This is a genomic window from Microbacterium mcarthurae (genome assembly GCF_046064585.1).
In the GTDB taxonomy this organism is placed as follows: Bacteria; Actinomycetota; Actinomycetes; order Actinomycetales; family Microbacteriaceae; genus Microbacterium; species Microbacterium mcarthurae.
This window is the reverse complement of sequence record NZ_JAROCE010000004.1, coordinates 218856-236921: the sequence shown is the minus strand read 5'-3', so window position 1 is coordinate 236921 and position 18066 is coordinate 218856. Positions and strand designations below refer to the sequence as shown.

Annotated in this window: 16 protein-coding genes; 6 read left to right on the top strand and 10 right to left on the bottom strand. The window is 69.9% G+C overall.

The features are described from left to right. Position 1: 1 nt before the first annotated feature. Both efeO and efeU read right to left on the bottom strand, forming a co-directional pair. On the bottom strand, positions 2-1231 hold the full coding sequence (gene efeO, locus P5G46_RS13495; protein WP_408905897.1) for an iron uptake system protein EfeO: 1230 nt from the start codon (positions 1229-1231) through the stop codon (positions 2-4). Then, entirely contained in the window at positions 1228-2232 is a 1005-nt protein-coding gene (gene efeU, locus P5G46_RS13490; RefSeq protein WP_408905896.1) for an iron uptake transporter permease EfeU, read from the bottom strand. The genes efeO and efeU overlap by 4 nt, the downstream gene beginning before the upstream one ends. A 330-nt stretch (positions 2233-2562) precedes the next feature. Here efeU and P5G46_RS13485 point away from each other — a divergent pair, with 330 nt between their 5' ends. After that, entirely contained in the window at positions 2563-3579 is a 1017-nt protein-coding gene (locus tag P5G46_RS13485; RefSeq protein ID WP_408905895.1) for an isopenicillin N synthase family dioxygenase, read from the top strand. A 220-nt stretch (positions 3580-3799) separates the two neighbouring features. Here the strand turns inward: P5G46_RS13485 and rpsO are convergent, their stop codons facing one another. Then, positions 3800-4069: a 30S ribosomal protein S15 gene (gene rpsO / locus P5G46_RS13480; protein WP_239277182.1), complete on the bottom strand. Its 270-nt coding sequence runs from the start codon at positions 4067-4069 to the stop codon at positions 3800-3802. Positions 4070-4299: 230 nt separating this feature from the next. On the opposite strand from rpsO, the gene P5G46_RS13475 reads away from it, so the two are divergent. Together P5G46_RS13475 and P5G46_RS13470 are read left to right on the top strand one after the other, a co-directional pair. Next, a complete protein-coding gene (locus P5G46_RS13475) occupies positions 4300-5601 on the top strand; it encodes an MFS transporter (protein WP_408905894.1) in 1302 nt (433 codons plus the stop codon). A 287-nt stretch (positions 5602-5888) separates the two neighbouring features. Then, the gene (locus tag P5G46_RS13470; protein WP_408905893.1) at positions 5889-6806 is read left to right on the top strand and encodes a DMT family transporter; all 918 of its coding nucleotides are present in this window, start codon (positions 5889-5891) and stop codon (positions 6804-6806) included. An 81-nt stretch (positions 6807-6887) separates the two neighbouring features. Here P5G46_RS13470 and P5G46_RS13465 read toward each other — a convergent pair whose 3' ends face one another. The 3 genes from P5G46_RS13465 to P5G46_RS13455 all read right to left on the bottom strand — a co-directional run bounded on the left by P5G46_RS13465 (position 6888) and on the right by P5G46_RS13455 (position 9281). Further along, positions 6888-7448, bottom strand: coding sequence for a YceI family protein (locus tag P5G46_RS13465; RefSeq protein WP_239277179.1), 561 nt, complete (start codon positions 7446-7448; stop codon positions 6888-6890). Between the two features lie 147 nt (positions 7449-7595). Beyond that, positions 7596-7961: an FKBP-type peptidyl-prolyl cis-trans isomerase gene (locus P5G46_RS13460; protein ID WP_077050208.1), complete on the bottom strand. Its 366-nt coding sequence runs from the start codon at positions 7959-7961 to the stop codon at positions 7596-7598. A gap of 150 nt (positions 7962-8111) precedes the next feature. Further along, positions 8112-9281 carry a PrsW family intramembrane metalloprotease gene (locus P5G46_RS13455; RefSeq protein ID WP_239277178.1) on the bottom strand — a complete coding sequence of 390 codons (1170 nt, stop codon included), beginning with the start codon at positions 9279-9281 and terminating at the stop codon, positions 8112-8114. Positions 9282-9383: 102 nt separating this feature from the next. Here P5G46_RS13455 and P5G46_RS13450 point away from each other — a divergent pair, with 102 nt between their 5' ends. After that, on the top strand, positions 9384-10250 hold the full coding sequence (locus P5G46_RS13450; RefSeq protein WP_375094483.1) for a fumarylacetoacetate hydrolase family protein: 867 nt from the start codon (positions 9384-9386) through the stop codon (positions 10248-10250). A 133-nt stretch (positions 10251-10383) separates the two neighbouring features. On the opposite strand, the gene P5G46_RS13445 is transcribed toward P5G46_RS13450, so the two are convergent. The 4 genes from P5G46_RS13445 to P5G46_RS13430 all read right to left on the bottom strand — a co-directional run bounded on the left by P5G46_RS13445 (position 10384) and on the right by P5G46_RS13430 (position 14470). Continuing rightward, positions 10384-11847, bottom strand: coding sequence for an aspartate ammonia-lyase (locus tag P5G46_RS13445; protein WP_408905892.1), 1464 nt, complete (start codon positions 11845-11847; stop codon positions 10384-10386). Positions 11848-11970: 123 nt separating this feature from the next. Continuing rightward, positions 11971-12870 (bottom strand): phosphodiesterase, encoded by a 900-nt coding sequence (locus tag P5G46_RS13440; protein WP_408905891.1) that lies wholly within the window; start codon positions 12868-12870, stop codon positions 11971-11973. 50 nt (positions 12871-12920) lie between these two features. Continuing rightward, positions 12921-13250 (bottom strand): peptidase, encoded by a 330-nt coding sequence (locus P5G46_RS13435; protein ID WP_239277174.1) that lies wholly within the window; start codon positions 13248-13250, stop codon positions 12921-12923. Further along, on the bottom strand, positions 13247-14470 hold the full coding sequence (locus tag P5G46_RS13430; RefSeq protein ID WP_239277173.1) for an inorganic phosphate transporter: 1224 nt from the start codon (positions 14468-14470) through the stop codon (positions 13247-13249). The genes P5G46_RS13435 and P5G46_RS13430 overlap by 4 nt, the downstream gene beginning before the upstream one ends. Before the next feature lie 183 nt (positions 14471-14653). Here P5G46_RS13430 and P5G46_RS13425 point away from each other — a divergent pair, with 183 nt between their 5' ends. Then, positions 14654-16768: a S9 family peptidase gene (locus P5G46_RS13425; protein WP_408905890.1), complete on the top strand. Its 2115-nt coding sequence runs from the start codon at positions 14654-14656 to the stop codon at positions 16766-16768. Positions 16769-16981: 213 nt separating this feature from the next. Then, on the top strand, positions 16982-17821 hold the full coding sequence (locus P5G46_RS13420; protein ID WP_408905889.1) for an endonuclease domain-containing protein: 840 nt from the start codon (positions 16982-16984) through the stop codon (positions 17819-17821). The last annotated feature ends 245 nt before the right edge of the window (positions 17822-18066 follow it).

Below are 18066 nucleotides of genomic sequence, written 5' to 3'. Positions count from 1 at the left end.
GTCACTCCAAAACGGTCACGGTGAGCTGCGAGAGCGGCTCGGCGAGGGCGTTGAGGAGGTCGGTCAGCTGACGCTTGTCGGCGTCGGTCAGCTGGGCGTACGGCACGAAGCCGGCGTCGGCGGAGCCGTGCGCGGCGAGCGCCGCCTCGAGATCCGCGTACCCGGCGTCGATGCGCGACACCAGTGACGCTCCCTCGTCACCCTTGGACGCGGTGAAGTCGCGCACGAGCGAGAACGCCATCTTCGATCCCTCGACGTTCGCGGCGAAGTCGTACAGGTCGGTGCCCGACCACCAGTCCTCCTCGCCGCTGATCTTGCCGGTCGCGACCTCGTCGAGCAGCGCGATGGCGCCGTTGGAAATTCCGGCCACCCCCTGATCGTTCAGCGTCTGCAGGAAAGCGTCGGAGTGGACGTAGTCGTACAGCTCCTGCGTGTCGGAGATCAGCGCGTCGCCGTACGACGCGCGCTCCGCGGCGGTGGAGGGAGCCCAGTCTTTCCACGCCGGAGTCTCACCATCGGCGTTCAGGGCGTCCTGCGCGGGAACCCAGAGATCCTTCTCGATGCGGTGGAACCCGGTCCACTCGAGCCCCTCCGCCACGGCATCCACCTCGCGGTAATCGATGCGCGGGTCCAGGTCGCCGAGCGCTTCCGCGATCGGCTCGATGCGCTCGTAGTACGCGCGCACGCGGGGGAACTGCTCGCGGGCGGCCGCGTCATCGCCCGACTCGTACGCCGCGGCGAACATCTGCACGGCCGGCAGCAGCTGACCGACCTGATCCTTGACGAACGCGGCGTACAGGTCGATCGCCTGCTGCTTCTGCGCGGCATCCTCGCCGTCGATCGCGACGGCTTCGCCCGTGACCGAGAACGCGGCGCGACCCACGCCGTCACCGATCATGCCCGGCTTGCAGAGCGTGAAGTAGTCGCCCGGCTGCGCCGTCACGGTGAGGGTGCGCGAGGCTCCGGGCGCGATGTTCTCGACCTCGCCGACGATGCGCAGACCGTCCGAGGCGAGCAGATAGAACTCGGTGACCTCGTCGCCCGCGTTCGTCACGTCGAAGGCGAGCGTTCCGCTCGTCGCGGCCGCGGCGGACACGGCGCAGCCGTCCGCCGTCGAAGTGACCGTGAGGGGTCCGCCGGCGGCCGCGTCGGTCTTGGCGACGCAGCCCGAGAGGACGAGGACGGTCGCGCCGGCCGCGGCCGTAGCCACCAGGAGGCGAGTCGGGTTCATGATGCTCCGTTCGGGTGAGGGGCGGATGCCGTCGCGGTCGCGGCATCCGGAGTCGGTGTCGGGCGGGCGTCGCCGCGCGGCGCGCTCGGTGGGCCGGACGCGGTGGCGCCGGCTGCTCCGGGTGAGGGGCGCCGGTTCGCGCGGACACCCCGGACGAACAGGGGCACGACGACGGCGACGTACACCGTCCACGCGAGGACCTGCAGCCATGTCATCTGCGGCATGAAGCCGACCGTCGCCTGCAGCAGCGCAGCGAGGGCACCGCCGGGGGCGATGACCCCGGACACATCGAACGCCCAGCCGAGAGGGAAGCCGGCGACGCCGACGAACACGGCGCCCGTGCGGGGATCGATCGGGGCACTGGCGCCGAAGGGCCCCGGCAGCGCACCCGCCTCCTGGAGGTCGTGGATTGCGTACGCGAGCACGCCCGCGGCCACCACGATGAGAAAGGCTCCCGTCCAGGTGAAGAATCGCCCGAGGTTCAAGCGCAGCATGCCCCTCGCGATGGCCCACCCCAGCACGACCGCGGCGGCCAGACCGAGGACGGCACCCGCCAGGGCCAGCGGCGCATCACCGAACGACTGCACCATCGACCACAACAGCAGCGTCGTCTCGATGCCCTCTCGCGCCACGGAGACGAAGCCGACGGCCACCAGTGCCCAGACGCTGCCGCGCAGCGCGCGGTCGACACCCCCCTCGAGTCCGGCCTTGAGCGTGCGGCCGGCGCGCTGCATCCAGAAGATCATCCAGGTCACCATCCCCACCGCGAGGAGGGACAGGGAACCGCCGGTGAGCTCCTGCGCCTCGAAGGTGAGCATGTAGGCGCCGAACGTGAAGACCGCACCGATCGCGAGGGCGAGGGCGACGGCGAGCCCTACCCCGGCCCACAACCGCGGAAGCGCGTCGCGTCGGCCGAGCCGGGAGAGATATGCCACGAGGATGCCGACGACAAGGGCCGCTTCCAGGCCCTCGCGGAGGCCGATGAGAAAGGTGGCGAGCACGAGCGGGTGACCGACTTTCGAGATTCGGGTGAGAACCGCGACATGGCGGGGTGAGGTAAGGACAGCCTCACCTTATCCTGCCACTTTACGCAATGTCGCTCGTCGCGCGCATCCCCTGGGCGCGTCGTCCGCCCGCCGGGCAACCCTCGGGCCGTGCCCGGCGTCACATTGGGTTGACGGCGGTGGATTTCCTCCTCGATCGGGAGAATTCCTGCCGACCCGCGAACGCGCGCCCCGCTCCTCGACGCCGCGCGTGCAGGCCTCGGGGCACCGGTGGTAACCGTGGGCAACAATCCTCACGGCAGCGGCAGGGCGATCTAGCCTCGGTGCATGTCCGAGCTGAACCTCCCGATCCTCGACCTCTCGCTCCTCGACCAGGGGCCCGAAGCGGCCGCCCGCTTCCGCGACGACCTGCGCGCCGCAACGCGCGACGTGGGGTTCTTCTACCTCACGGGCACGGGTGTCAGCGCTGAGCTCGAAGCCCGACTCTTGCGCGCGGCGAAAGACTTCTTCGCCCTGCCCGAGGCCGACAAGCTCGCGATCGAGAACCTCACCAGCCCGCACTTCCGCGGCTACACCCGCGTCGGGGGCGAGCTCACCCAGGGCCGGGTCGACTGGCGGGAGCAGATCGACATCGGACCCGAGAGGCAAGCCGTCGCCGACCCCGACGGCCCGGCCTACAACCGCCTCATCGGCCCCAACCTCTGGCCGGCGGCGCAGCCCGAGCTCCGCGAGGTCGTCACGGAGTGGCACGACCGCCTCACCGAGATCGCACGCACCCTGCTCCGGGCATGGGCGCTCTCCCTCGGCGCCGAGGAGGAGTACTTCGACCGCCACTTCGGCGACCCGCAGACGCTCATCAAGATCGTGCGGTACCCCGGCAAGGACGACCCGACACCCCAGCAGGGCGTCGGCGCCCACAAGGACTCGGGCGTCCTCACGCTGCTGTGGGTCGAGCCCGGCAAGGGCGGGCTCCAGGTCGAGCGGGACGGCGAGTGGGTCGACGCTCCCCCGGTCCCCGGCGCCTTCGTCGTCAACATCGGCGAGCTGCTGGAGTACGCGACCCAGGGCTACCTGACCGCGACCAACCACCGCGTGATCTCGCCCCGATTCCCCGACGAGCGCATCTCGGTGCCGTTCTTCTTCAACCCGGCCCTGGATGCGGTGCTGCCGATCATCGACCTTCCGAGCGAGCTCGCCACTGAGACCCGCGGCGTCTCCCAGGACCCGACGAACCCGATCTACGCCACGTACGGTGAGAACGCCCTCAAGTCACGCCTGCGCGCCCACCCCGACGTCGCCGAGCGCTGGCATCCCGACCTGGTCGCCGCCCGCACGGCATCCTGAGCCCCCCGGCCGGCGGCGCGCTTACCCCACGCATAAACGCGATCGACGCGCGGAAACGCGCGCACCGCGTGTTTCCGCTCGCGGATCGCGTTTATACATGGGCTGGGACCGGCAGCGGGGATGGATGCCGCCGGCTGACGCTGCTCGGGAATGACGAAGGCCGCCCCACACCGTGGGGCGGCCTTCCAAGAATGTTTTGCGCGATTGAACGCTGGTGCGCTTAGCGACGCAGACCGAGCCGCTCGATGAGCGAGCGGTAACGGTTGATGTCGATGTCCTGCAGGTAACCCAGCAGGCGACGGCGCTGACCGACGAGCAGGAACAGGCCACGGCGCGAGTGGTGGTCGTGCTTGTGTGCCTTGAGGTGCTCGGTGAGGTCCTTGATGCGCTGCGTCAGCATCGCGACCTGCACCTCGGGGGATCCGGTGTCACCGGGGTGCGTCGCGTACTCTTCGATGATCGCCTTCTTGACGTCCGCTTCGAGTGCCATAGATGGGATCCCCTTCCTCTTGTTGCGCGGCGCCCGACGCCTGATGCGTGGGCTCTCTTTATCCGCGGCCGATCCAACGGCAACCGCATGAGTCTACCAGCATCCGGATGCCATCACCGGCCGTCCCGCGATCCCCGCCCCCGCGGGGTGCCGTAGCCTCGACCCGTGCATGCCAGAACTCGGAGAGGCGCGCCCGCCGCGTCCACCTCCCGCGCCGCCGAGGCCGGAGCGTGAGCGGCGGCAGCGCCCTCATCGACCTACGTCCGCTCACCACCTCCCCCGCTTTCGCGAGACTGTGGATCGGGTCGACGCTGTCGGGCCTGGGCGGGCAGCTCACGATCGTCGCGGTGATGCTGCACGTATTCGAGCTCACCCAGAGCACGCTCGCGGTATCGATGATCGCGGTCGCGGGGCTCCTGCCGATGGTGGCCGCGGGTCTGTACGGCGGCATGCTGGCCGACGCCTTCGATCGCCGCACGGTGGCCCTCCTCGCCGCGGCGGTGACGTTCATCTCGACCGCGCTCCTGGCCGTCCTCGCCTGGACGGGCCTCGAGACCGTCGCGTGGCTGTTCGTCCTGAGCGTCGTCAATTCCGCGGCCAACTCGATCGTCATGGCCACCCGCTCGGCGATCACTCCACGCCTCCTCCCCCGCGACCTGCTCCCGGCCGCCGCAGCGTTACAGGGCGTCACGGTCGGGATCATGGTGATGGCGGGCCCCGCACTCGCGGGCGTCCTCGTCGCGGTCGCGGGCTACGCGTGGACGTACTCGCTCGACGTGCTGCTGATGACGTCGCTGTTTCTCGGCCTGTGGTCGCTGCCGAGGCTACGCCCCGAGGGCCAGACCGTGCGTCCGGGCCTGGAGTCGCTGCGCGACGGAGCGCGATTCCTGCGCCGTGCACCGAATATCCGGCTGCAGTACCTCCTCGACATCGTCGCGATGACCTTCGGCCAGCCGGTCGCCCTCTTCCCCGCGATCGGAGCAGTACTCCTGGGCGGCGGTGCCATCACGACGGGAGTCCTCACGGCCGCGGTGGCCGCGGGCGCCTTCCTGTCGAGCCTGTTCTCCGGTCCCGTCGGACGCGTGCGGCGCCAGGGCCTGGGGATCGAACGGGCCATCCAGGTCTACGGGCTGTCCATCGCGGTCTTCGGTCTCGTCCTGCTGGCCGCAACCCTCGGGTGGATGCGACCGGCCGACACGGGAGAGGACTCCGGCGCGATCACGCTCATCGTCCTGGCCGCGATCGCCCTGGCCGTCTCGGGCGCGGCCGACAACGTCAGCGCCATCTACCGCTCGACCATGATGCAGGCGGCGGTCCCGGATGCCATGCGCGGACGCCTCCAGGGCATCTTCATCGTCGTGGTCGCCGGGGGTCCTCGCGTCGGCGCCCTGTATGCGGGAACCCTGGCGACGGTCACGGCGCTGTGGGTGCCCCCGCTGTTCGGCGGCATCCTGATCCTCGCCCTCGTCGGCGTGCTCGTGCGGTTCTCGCCGCGGTTCCGCGACTACGACGCCCTGAACCCCCGCCCCTGACCGACACGCATAAACGCCATCCGCGCGCAGAAACGCGGTGTCAGCGCGTTTCTGCCCGCCAGAAGCGTTTATGCCCCCCGGGGGGGCAGCGCGGGCGGCAACGCGCGAGGGCAGCGCGGGCAGCGCGAGGTCAGCGGGGCAGCGCGAGGGCAGCGCGCGACGGACCGGCCGTCGGGCGCGGGGCGGCGCGTTCGCCCACGGGTGCCCGACCGCCGTTCGTCGGCGGATTTCTGCCGTCGCTGTCGACGGAGCCGCACGATGTCGGCCCCGAGGCCTAGGGTCGGGTCGTGGCATCCGCTCCCTCCCCCTCGCCCCTCGCGATCACGGTGCAGTTCGTGCTGACCGGCATCGTGTGGGGAGCGAGCTTCCTCTTCATCGCCGTGGCGCTGACGGGCATGACGCCCGCGCAGGTCGCCGGTGGCCGCCTGCTGTTCGGGGCGGTCGCGCTGGCCGCGGTCGTCGCCCTGCGGCGGGAACGGATGCCGCGCAGCCCGCGCGTCTGGGCGCACCTGTGCGTCCTCGCGGTGACGTTCTGCGCCGTGCCGTTCCTGCTGTTCGCCTGGGCGGAGCAGCACGTCTCGTCGGGTCTGGCGAGCATCTTCAACGCCACCACGCCGATCATGACCGCGATCATGGCTTGGGCCGCGTTCCGGGTGGAGCGCCTGCGCCCGGGCCAGCTCATCGGCATCGCCGTCGGCATCCTCGGCGTCGTGGTGATCATCGTGCCCGGCGCGGCCGCCGATCTCGGCGGCAGCACGGTCGCGCAGATCGCACTGCTGGGAGCGACGGCCTGCTACGGCTTCAGCCTCGCGTACATGCGACGCTTCCTGGGCGACGCCGGACTGTCGGGCGTCGCGTTCGCCTTCGGCTACATCGGCCCGGCTGCGGGGTTGATGGTGCTGCTGTCGCCGGTGATCCTCGCCGAGCCGATGGAGCTGACACTCCCGGTCGTCGGCAGCATCGTCGCCCTCGGCGTCCTCGGCACGGGCCTGGCGTACGTCTGGAACCAGAACACCCTGCGGGCGTGGGGACCCACGCGCGCGTCGACCGTGACCTACATCACCCCGGTGGTCGGGGTCACGCTGGGCATCCTCGTCCTCGGTGAGCGGCTCACGTGGAACGAGCCGGTCGGGGCGGCGATCGTGTTCCTCGGCATTCTCCTGGTGCAGGAGCGGGTGCGCCTTCGCCGCCGCGCGCGGGCGTGAGCAGCACGGAATCCGGGCCGCGGCCGGGATGACGAAGGCCCCGGATGCCGTGGCATCCGGGGCCCTTCACAGCGGTGGCGATCAGGCCTGAAGCGCGAACTGCAGGTCGAGCTCGATCGTCACGTCCTTGCCGACGAGGACGCCACCGGTCTCGAGCGCGGCGTTCCAGGTGAGGCCGAAGTCCTCGCGGTTGATGACCGTCTTCGCGGTCGCGCCGGCCTTGTAGTTGCCCCACGGGTCGGTGCCGAAGCCGCCGAAGTCGATCGAGAAGGTCGCGGGCTTGCTGACGCCGCGGATAGTGAGCTCGCCGTCGACGAGGAAGTCGCCGTCCTCGACGCGGGCACCGGTCGAGCGGAAGTCCATCGTCGGGTAGGTCTCGATGTCGAAGAACTCGGCCGAGCGGAGGTGCTGGTCGCGGCCCTCGTCCTTGGTGTCGACCGAGGTCACGTCGACGGACGCCTCGACCGACGCCTCGAGCGGGTTCTCGGGAGCGACGAGGGTCGCGCTCTTCATACCGAAGGTGCCGCGCACCTTGGAGATCATCATGTGGCGGACGGTGAAGGTCACCTCGCTGTGCGAGGGGTCGAGCACCCAGGTGCCCGTCTTGTAGCCGGGGATCTCGAGCGTGGTCGTGTCGGTCATGTCACTCCTTGAGGTCTGGGGAGCCGGTTCGGCGTCCTGCCGATGCCCAACTCTCATTCATCCGAATGTATTCCACGATCGTGAAAAAAGACGAACCCGAGGGGCCGCAGCTCCCTCGGGTTCGTGAACGACCGGTGAAAGACCGGCTCAGCCGACCTTGAGCAGATCGATGATGAAGATGAGTGTCTTGCCGCCGAGGAAGTGACCGCCGGCGGGGCCGTAGGCGAGGTGCGGCGGGATGACGAGCTCACGGCGTCCGCCGACCTTCATGCCCGGGATGCCGTCCTGCCAGCCCTGGATCAGGCCGCGAAGGGGGAACTGGATGCTCTCGCCGCGTCCCCACGACGAGTCGAACTCCTCGCCCGACTCGTACTCGACACCGGCGTAGTGGACGGTGACGGTGTCACCGGGCTTCGCCTCGTCGCCGTCGCCGACGATGATGTCGCGAATGACGAGGTCGGAGGGGGCGGGACCGGTGGGAGCGTCGAACTCCGGCTTGGTGCGATCAGTCATGACTCCATCCAAGCACGCGACGCTGCGGGATGACCCCCCTGGACAAAGACTCAGCGCCCGGTGCCGCGGCGATGCCTGCGTGTCTCCCGGGCGCTGAGTTGGCCTACATCGATGGTGCTCCGCCTCCGCGGCGGTGTCAAGACCCCCGCCTCAACGAGCGAGCAGAGCCGCCCGGGCCGCGGTCGTACGCTGCAGAAGCGCGCTTTCCTGGGCGGCCGCCGTCGCGTCACGCCCCGAGAGCGCGCGTTGCCGCGTGGCGGCGAGCGCCGTGGCATCCCGGATGAACGTCCGCATCACCGCCGTACGGTCGCCCGGCTGGGCGCGGGCCCACGCCAACGCCGAGCGACGGCCCGTACCGGTGGCGAGCATGTCGACCTCCTGCGCGGTGAACCACCCGGCCGCGGCGTACTCCCCCAGCCGGGCGCGCGTGAGGCGCGCCTCTTCCCGCCGCAGAGCCAGGATGCCGAGGATGAACAGCACGAACAGGGGCACCTGCAACGTGGCGTACACCTCGAAGAAGTTGAAGAACGTCGCCGAGCCGTTCCACAGCGCGTGCAGCACGATCGCGCCGATGAGGCCGGGGAAGACGTACCGGAGAGCCGCGGCGGTGCGCAGCGACCGACGAGCGGCCAGACCGAGAGCGAAGCCGGTCAGGCTCGTGAACATCACGTGAGCGAAGGGCGAGAGCACCGCGCGCAGGAAGAAGACTCCCCCGACCTGGACCGCGCCGCCCTCGATGAAGCTCACCGCGAAGTACTGCACGTTCTCGGTGAACGCGAACCCCGCACCGATGAGCGCCCCGTACACGATCCCGTCGACGGGCCCGTCGAACGACCGACGGGCGCCGACGTACAGCAGCAGCAGCCCCGCCCCCTTCGCGACCTCCTCGACGATGGGAGCCTGAACGACCGCGCTGAAGGCGTCGGGGAGGCCTCCGGCCAGGAATGCCAGCAGCGCGTCGACGCCCAGCGCGATCGCGACGGAGGCGATCGCGCCCCACGCGACGGCGAAAGCCAGCAGTCGTCGTGGCTCGGGCTCCCATCGATCGACGAGCCGCACCGCGAGCCACACGACGACGAAGGGCACGGCCGCCAGCAGGACGCCGACGATGGATGCCGCGGGGCCGAGGAAGCGCACGAAGTACAGCACGAGAAGAGCCAGCACAGGCACGAGGAGCACGGCGGCCACCCACAGCAGCGCCCCGCCGCGGCGTGAGATCGGGAGCAGCGCCGCGGCGACCGGCGCGGGCGGACGCGGCGCGTCGGCGATGGGCGCGGGCTCGCCCGGGCCCGGTTGCCACAGGGGCGAGGGGTAGCTCATGCGCTCAGCCTAGAGGCGCAGGACCCTGGCCCCGCCCGGGTTGCGAGAGTCAGCAGGGCCGTTGCGGGCACTCCGCCCCGGGCGGCCCGGTAGCGTGGAGATATGCGTTTCGCCCACGTCCGATCCCCGGAGGCGGCGGATGCCCCTCGCCTGGTCAGCGTCCACGCCGAGGAATACTCGTTCGTCGACGAGCTGTTCGAGGGTGCCCCCGCCACGCTCGAGCAGCTGATCGCCGGCGGTGACGAGCTGCTGGAGCGGGTGCGCGAGGCTACGACCACGGCATCCCGGCATCCGCTCGAGGGCGCGCGGTTCGCCTCGGCGGTGCTGGCTCCCCCGACGATCCTCGCGGTGGGACTCAACTACGCGGCGCACTCGGGCGAGCTCGGACTGAAGACGGATGCCGGTCCCACGGTGTTCGTGCTGTGGCCGAACTCGCTCACCGCCCACCGCGAGACCACGTCGTGGCCGCGCGCTCTCAGCGAGGCGGTGGACTACGAGGCCGAGCTCGGCGTCATCATCGGTCGCCCGGGGCGCGACATCGCCGAGGCCGACGCGCTCGGCCACGTGTGGGGCTACACGGTGGTCAACGACATCACGGCGCGCAACATCCAGTTCTCCGAAGCCCAGTGGTCGCGCTGCAAGTCGTTCGACGGCTTCACCCCGACCGGACCGTTCGTCGTGACCGCTGACGAGATCCCCGATCCGCAGGACCTGCACATCTGGACGGTCGTCGACGGACACACGGTGCAGGACGCCTCGACCGCCCAGATGGTGCGATCCGTCGCCACCCTCGTGCACAAGCTCTCGGAGTCGGCCACGCTGCTTCCGGGCACTCTCATCTCCACGGGCAGCCCCGGGGGTGCCGGCTACTCTCGCGACCCGCAGATCTTCCTGCGCGACCGCTCCACCGTGACCGTCGGTATCGACGGTATCGGCGAGCTCACGACGCACTGCCGCATCCTCGGCTGAGCCCGGGCGGCGGTGCGGCGGACGTCCCGGCATCCCGTCGCTCACCCACACAGCATCCGGCCGACACACCCACCGCAGACGGCGGTGGCGTGGTCGGCCGGATGCCTTTTCGCGGAACGTGCGGGTGGAGGGGTCAGTCCTCGACGATGCTGTCGGCAGCGCGGACGATGGGAATGGCCTCGGTGATCGCCTGCAGGCCCGACAGACGGGCGGGCGAGATCTGCTTCATGACCTCGTCGCGCGTCATGAGGCCGGCCTCGACGACCAGGTCGGCGACGTTGCGATGCGTCAACAGCGCCGTCTTGCCCAGAGCCGCCGCCGCGGCGTAGCCGATGAACGGCGTGAGGGCCGTCACGACGCCCACCGAAGACCCGACCATGGCGCCGAGGCGCTCGCGGTTAGCGGTGATGCCGTCGACGCAGTTGACCCGCAGGGTCCACATCGCCTGACGCATCCACGTGATCGACTGGAAGATCGAGTGCGCGATGACCGGCTCGAACGCGTTGAGCTGGAGCTGCCCGCCCTCGACGGCCATCGTGACCGTGAGGTCGGCACCGGCCACCGCGAAGGCGACCTGATTGACCACCTCGGGGATCACGGGGTTCACCTTGCCCGGCATGATGCTTGAACCGGCCTGGCGCGCGGGCAGATTGATCTCGCCGAGACCCGCCTGCGGCCCGCTCGAGAGCAGGCGCAGGTCGTTGCAGATCTTCGACAACTTGATGGCGTTGCGCTTGAGCGACGAAGAGAACGACATGAACGAACCGGTGTCGCTCGTGGACTCCACGAGGTCGGTCGCGATCTCGAGATCCAGCCCCGTGATCTCACGGAGGTGACGCAGCACCGCGGGGCCGTACTCGGGATGCGCGGTGATCCCGGTACCGATCGCGGTCGCGCCCATGTTGATCTCGAATAGCAGGTAGGCGTTCTCGGTGAGGCGGTTGTAGTCCTCGCCGAGGGTCGTGGCGAAGCCGTGGAACTCCTGGCCGAGGGTCATGGGCACGGCGTCCTGGAGCTGCGTGCGCCCGACCTTCAGGACGTCGTGGAACTCCTCGGCCTTGCCGAGGAACGCCTGGCGGAGCAACCGGAGCTCGTCCAGAAGGCTCTGCAGCGTGAGCGAGAGCCCGATCTTGATCGCGGTCGGGTAGACGTCGTTCGTCGACTGGCTGCGGTTGGTGTCGTCGATCGGCGAGAGGAAGGCGTAGTCGCCCTTCTCGCGCCCCGCCATCTCGAGGGCGATGTTGGTGATGACCTCGTTGGCGTTCATGTTGGTCGAGGTGCCCGCCCCGCCCTGGATCACACCGACGGCGAACTCGTCGTGGAACTCGCCGTCGATGACGCGCTGGGCCGCGCGATCGATCAAGTCGGCCTTGACCGGGTCGAGCACCCCGATCTGGCGGTTGGCGCGCGCCGAAGCCTGCTTGACCATCGCAAGCGCGCGGACGAGATCGGGGTAGACCGAGATGGGTCGTTTCGCGATGGGGAAGTTCTCGAGCGCCCGCGCCGTGTGGATGCCCCAATAGGCATCGGCGGGGATCTCGAGAGAGCCGAGCGAGTCGGTCTCGGTGCGGGTGCGCGTCATTGCGTCCAAAGCCATGGAGGGATTCCTTGTGGGTCGTCACGGCGGTCAGGGATCCCCCGAGCCTAACCACCGGCCGAAGCAGCGTCGTTCGACGCCCGGGCCTGTCGAGCGGGTGACACCGTCCCGCGCGTACACTCTTCAGCGCTTGCGGGAGAACGCCTCGAGACGTTCCTCGGGCGTGAGCGCACCCATGCGAGCGACCCACTCGGGCGTGAAATATCCCGCCGGCTCGGCGTCGACGACGGGCACCACCGCGTGGGTGATCGTGTCGTCCCAGACATGGACGAGGTGGAACGACTGACCGGCATCCATCCCGTTGACCTCCTCGGCCGGGCGGGCGAGGTCCATCGTGTAGCACGACGCCGCGGAAACGCTCACGGGGACACCGGCGAAGGTGCCGGATGTGGAGTAGTGGAGGTGCCCGGCGAGGATCGCACGGACATCGCTGCCGGCGATCGCGTCGGCGAGACCGGCCTGGTCGCGCAGCTCGAGGATGTCGAAGAACGGGATGTGGGTCGGCAGCGGCGGATGGTGCAGCGCCAGGATCGTGCCCAACGGCGCGGGCTCGGCGAGCTCGCGGCGCAGCCAGTCGAGCTGTGCGGCGTCGAGGTCACCGTGGTGCCACCCCGGAACGCTCGAATCGAGCGCGATGAGTCGAAGCCCATCGAGGTTCCACACCCCGATCACGGGTTCCTCGGTGGCCTCGGCATCCAGCAGCCCCGCCCGCAGCGCCGGACGCTCGTCATGATTGCCCGCGACCCAGATCACCGGCGCCCCCAGACGCGCCGCCCACGGCTCGACCGCTGCGCGGAGCGCGCGGTAGGCCTCGGGCTCGCCCAGATCGGTCAGGTCGCCGGTGAAGACCACGGCATCCGGACGCACACCGGTGGCTTCGGCGGCATCGAGCGTGCGGCGCAGGTGCGCGGCGGCGTCATAGCGACCGCCCAGCAGCCGGTCGCCGGCCAGCAGGTGCGTGTCGCTGAGATGGAGGATGACGCGCCGAGCGGGCGCGTGCTGACCGAACTGCACCGATGCCATGCCCCCAGCCTAGAAGGAGCCCCCGACAGCACGCGTGGCGAGGCGCCGGCTCAGTGATTGAACAGGATGAGCAGCAGCGCACCGACCACGGCCGCCGCACACACCGAGAAGCACGCGTACGCCCCCGTGAGAGCGAGACGCTTCTGCCCCGCACTGAGCGGATTGCGCGCGGCCGCCTTCGCGACGGCCTTCTCGGCACGGCGCTTCTGCTTGTCGCTGAGCACCGTGATGGCATCCGTGAACTCCACCGGCGCCACCAGCGGGGGGCGACCACCGCGCACCATCAGCCGCAGGCCGAGAGCGTAGAAGGTCACCACGACGCCCGCACCGAGGAGCGCGGCGACGAAGACGTGCAGAAAGGCTTCCCAGTCGATGATCACGAGCGGCCGTCCTTCCCGGCGTGAGCGCGTTCGCGGCGCAGCTGACGGCGCGTGGGCCCGGGCTTGCGCGGCACCTTCACCGCGGCGCCGGAGTCGGCGACCTCGCTCATCGCGTTGGCCGAGGTGACCTCGTCACGGCGCGAACGCAGGAACAGCCCCAGGACGATCGTGACGGCGATGACGGCGTCGACCGCGACGCCCCACCCACCGAGCCACACCACGATGAGCGCGGCCGCAGCACCCACGGCGCCCGCGGCGGGAAGCGTCAGCACCCAGCCGATCATGATGCGGCCGACGGTGTTCCACCGCACGGTCGAGCCACGACGTCCGAGCCCCGAGCCGATCACCGAGCCGGATGCCACCTGCGTCGTCGACAGTGCGAAGCCGAGGGCGCTCGAGGCGAGGATCGTCGCGGCCGTCGAGCTCTCGGCCGAGAACCCCTGCGCGGGCTTGACGTCGGTGAGGCCCTTGCCCAGGGTGCGGATGATGCGCCATCCGCCCATGTACGTTCCCAGGGCGATCGTGATGGCGCACGCGAACACCACCCACAGCTGCGGGTCGGGATCGCCGGCGGACTGCCATCCGACGGTGATGAGAGCGAGCGTGATGACGCCCATGGTCTTCTGCGCGTCGTTCGTGCCGTGCGCCAACGCGACGAGCGACGACGTGAAGATCTGACCCCAGCGGAATCCGTCGCGTCCATCGGCCTTCATGTCGTAGCGACGCGTCACGCCGTAGGCGATCTTGGTCACCGTGAAGGCGATGATCCCGGCGGTCAGCGGCGCAATGAGCGCGGGCAGAATGACCTTGCTTAGCACCACGCCCATGTCGATGGCCGCGGCGCCCACGCCCACGAGCGTGGCGCCGATGAGGCCGCCGAACAACGCGTGGGACGAGCTGGAAGGAAGACCCAGCAGCCACGTGAGCATGTTCCACGTGATCGCACCGATCAGGCCGGCGAAGATGATCGGCGGGAAGATCTCGGGACTCAGCTGATCCTCGCGGATCATGCCTCCCGAGATCGTCTTGGCCACCTCCGTCGACAGGAACGCCCCGACGAGGTTCAGGCACGCGGCCAGCAGGACTGCGACCTTGGGCCGCAGAGCACCCGTGGCGATGGGAGTCGCCATGGCGTTCGCGGTGTCGTGGAACCCGTTGGTGAAATCGAAGAACAGTGCCAGGCCGATGACCAGCACGATGATGAGGGCTGCGCTCTCCACCGATCGCTTTCCGTGAGAGGGAAGGGAGGGATGCCGACGGGATCGGCGCGGAGAACGAAGAGTTCACCTGACGTTACGCCCGCATTCATCGGGCCGTCGACATCCTTTCACCGGCGGCTTCATCGGTCAAACGGGCACCGCTCCTCCCGAGCCGGTTCGAGGAGAGCGCACTACCGTGGAGAGGTGACCGACACCGCTGCCCGCCCCGTCCCGCCCGTCGCCGCCCGCCGGTCCACGGCTCGCTCGCACCACGGCGACACTTTCGACGACCCGTACGAGTGGCTCCGCGCCAAGGACGACGGCGACGTCGTGGCCCACCTCGAGGCCGAGAACGCCTACACAGACGCGCGCACCGCGCACCTGGCATCCCTCCGCGACGAGATCTTCGGCGAGATCAAGGGCCGCACGCTCGAGACCGACCTGTCCGTGCCCGCGCGCCGCGGCGAGTGGTGGTACTACGGCCGCACCGTCGCCGGCGCCCAGTACGGCATCCAATGCCGCGCCCCGCTCGCCTCGCCCGACGACTGGACTCCGCCCGTGCTCTCCCCCGACGAGCCGGTCCCCGGGGAGCAGGTGCTCTTCGACGGCAACGTCGAGGCCGAGGGCACCGACTTCTTCTCGCTGGGCAGCTTCGAAATCTCGAACGACGGCACACGCATGCTCTACGGCATCGACGTGGCCGGCGATGAGCGGTACACCGTCCGCGTCCGCGACCTCGTCACCGGCGAGACGCTCGCCGACGAGATCCCCGGGACGTTCTCGGGTGCGACCTTCTCTCCGGACGGCCGCTTCATCGTTTACACCACCGTCGACGACGCGTGGCGTCCCGACACCGTGTGGCTGCACGAGATCGGGACGCCGGTGGATGCCGACGTGCGGCTGTTCCACGAGCCCGACGAGCGGTACTGGGTCGGCGCGGATTTCACCCGCAGCGACCGTTACCTCATCATCGGGGTGGGCTCGTCCATCACGTCGGAGGAGCGCCTCATCGACGCCGACGACCTGCGCGGCGAAGCGCGCGTGGTCTGGCCGCGACGCGAGGGCGTGGAGTACTCCGCCGAGCACGCGATCGTCGACGGGGAGGATGTGCTGTACATCCTCCACAACGACGGCGCCCTCGACTTCGAGCTCGTGCGGGTGCCGGCGACCGACCCCGAGGGTCCGCGCGAGACCGTCATCCCCCATCGTCCGGGGCAGCGCCTGCTCGGGGTCGATACCTTCCGCGACTGGGGCGTCGTGGCCTACCGGCGCGAGGGGCTCGCGCGCCTGGGCATGCTGTCGTACACCGATGGGGCCGTCACCGAGATCGCGTTCGACGAACCGCTGTACAGCGTCGGCACCGGCGGGAACCCCGAGTGGGCACCGCCCGTGCTCCGCGTGGGCTACGGCTCCTTCGTGACCCCGGGCACGGTCTACGACTACGTCGTCGACACCGGGGAGCTGCTGCTGCGCAAACGCCAGCCCGTGCTCGGCGGGTTCGACCCGGCGGACTACGGCCAGGCCCGCGTCTGGGCGACGGCCGACGACGGCACCCATGTGCCGGTGTCGCTGGTGTGGAAGCGGTCGTTCGGCGAGCCCGGAGCTTCGCCGCGGCCCGTGCACCTGTACGGGTACGGATCGTACGAGCACTCGATCGAACCGGGTTTCTCGGTGCCCCGCCTGTCCCTGCTGGACCGCGGGGTCGTCTTCGCCGTCGCGCACGTCCGCGGCGGGGGCGAGATGGGACGCCAGTGGTACGAGGACGGCAAGCTGAGGGCCAAGCGGAACACGTTCACGGACTTCGTCGCGGTGGCGCGCCACCTCGTGGCATCCGGGTACACCACCCCCGATCGTCTCGTCGCCGAGGGCGGCAGCGCGGGAGGCCTCCTCATGGGCGCCGTGGCGAACCTCGCCCCGGAGCTGTTCGCCGGCATCCTCGCCGACGTGCCGTTCGTGGACGCACTGACCACGATCCTCGACCCCTCGCTCCCCCTCACCGTCATCGAGTGGGACGAGTGGGGAGACCCGCTGCACGACGCGGACGTGTACGCCTACATGAAGTCGTACACGCCGTACGAGAACGTGCGGGAGGGAGTCGACTACCCCCGTATCCTCGCGGTCACGTCGCTCAACGACACACGCGTGCTGTACGTCGAGCCGGCGAAGTGGGTGCAGCGACTGCGCGAGGTCGGCGCCGACGCTCTGCTGAAGTGCGAGATGGTCGCCGGTCACGGCGGCGTCAGCGGCCGCTACAACGCGTGGCGCGAGCGGGCCTTCGAGCTCGCCTGGCTGCTGGACGTGCTGGGGTTGGCGGAGTAGGGGCGGCGCACGCGCGTCAGAACAGGCGCCGCGCCGAGGACAGGCCGATTCCGTCCAGATCGGCCTGTTCTTGCGACATCCCCTGTTTTCAGGTCAAGCTCGTGGATGCCGCTGAGCCGCGGCCGCTCCTCCCCAGACGCGCGTATCGCATCGCTGTCCACATCGCGGAGGCCTCGGCCCGCCCCGCGGCCCAGGGCCCGCAAGGGTGGAGCGATGGCCTCACCTCTCCTTCCGTGGCTGACCGGGCACGGTGGCATCGCGCACACCTCCGCGCTCCGGGCAGCCGGGTTCGGCACTCGCTCGATCGCCACGGCCGTGGCCGAGGGAGCGGTCGCCCGCATCCGGCGCTCGTGGATCGCGGCACCGGATTGCTCAGCGGGGCGGAGGGCGGCGGCATCCGGCGGTGGACGTCTGACGTGCGTGAGCGCGGCGCAAGAGCGCGGCCTCTGGACTCCCCGCACGGACGAGCATCATGTGTGGGTACCGTCCACAGCGTCGCGTCTGGAGCGCGGTGGACTGAAGGTGCATTGCGCGACCCCGCCGATATCACTGCCACGCACCGACCCTGACGAGTCGATTCTCAACGTGCTCTTTCACGTCGCTCGGTGTCTGCCGCGCGTCGACGCCCTCGCCGTATGGGAATCCGCTCTGCGTACGGGGGCGGTGGATGCCGCGATCGTGAGCTCGGTGCGCTGGGGATCCGCGCGCGCCCGCGCCTACGCCACGGCGGCCGGGCACATCTCCGACTCGGGACTCGAGACGCACTTCCGGGAGCTCATGGCCTCGATCGGCGTGGCGATCCGCCAGCAGGTGTGGATAGACGGTCACCCGGTCGACGCACTCATCGGCGACAGTTTGGTCGTTCAGATCGACGGATTCGCCTATCACCGCTCCGCCGACCGTCGCCGCGATCTTCGACAGGACGCTCGTCTGATCCTTCGCGGATACACGGTCCTGCGCTTCGACTACGTGCAGGTCTTGTTCGAACCGGAGTACGTCATCGAAACGGTCCGCACGGCGATGGCCCAGCACCGCCATCTCGTCGGCCGCTGAGGCGGAGCGGCCCGAACAGGCGCCGAGAACAGGCGATGCGCCCGGAACAGGCTGGTCCCGGCGAAACCGGCCTGGTCTGGGCGCGCAGCCGGTTCTCATGGGATGCCACGAGCCCTGGCCGTGATTCCGGGGACGTCGCACCGCGGCAGCGCCGCCTCGCCGGGGGTCGCCGCCGTGCGCCGAAAACAGGCCATGCACCCGGAACAGGCCGATAGCAGCGGAATCAGCCTGTTCTCGGCGCCGGG

Bases quoted from the DNA above. Each gene is read 5' to 3' on its own strand.
- P5G46_RS13485 (WP_408905895.1), top strand. From the start codon at position 2,563: ATGTCCGAGCTGAACCTCCCGATCCTCGACCTCTCGCTCCTCGACCAG.
- rpsO (WP_239277182.1), bottom strand. From the start codon at position 4,069: ATGGCACTCGAAGCGGACGTCAAGAAGGCGATCATCGAAGAGTACGCG.
- P5G46_RS13460 (WP_077050208.1), bottom strand. From the start codon at position 7,961: ATGACTGATCGCACCAAGCCGGAGTTCGACGCTCCCACCGGTCCCGCC.
- P5G46_RS13440 (WP_408905891.1), bottom strand. From the start codon at position 12,870: ATGGCATCGGTGCAGTTCGGTCAGCACGCGCCCGCTCGGCGCGTCATC.
- P5G46_RS13455 (WP_239277178.1), bottom strand. From the start codon at position 9,281: ATGAGCTACCCCTCGCCCCTGTGGCAACCGGGCCCGGGCGAGCCCGCG.
- P5G46_RS13465 (WP_239277179.1), bottom strand. From the start codon at position 7,448: ATGACCGACACGACCACGCTCGAGATCCCCGGCTACAAGACGGGCACC.
- P5G46_RS13445 (WP_408905892.1), bottom strand. From the start codon at position 11,847: ATGGCTTTGGACGCAATGACGCGCACCCGCACCGAGACCGACTCGCTC.
- P5G46_RS13450 (WP_375094483.1), top strand. From the start codon at position 9,384: ATGCGTTTCGCCCACGTCCGATCCCCGGAGGCGGCGGATGCCCCTCGC.
- P5G46_RS13420 (WP_408905889.1), top strand. From the start codon at position 16,982: ATGGCCTCACCTCTCCTTCCGTGGCTGACCGGGCACGGTGGCATCGCG.
- efeO (WP_408905897.1), bottom strand. From the start codon at position 1,231: ATGAACCCGACTCGCCTCCTGGTGGCTACGGCCGCGGCCGGCGCGACC.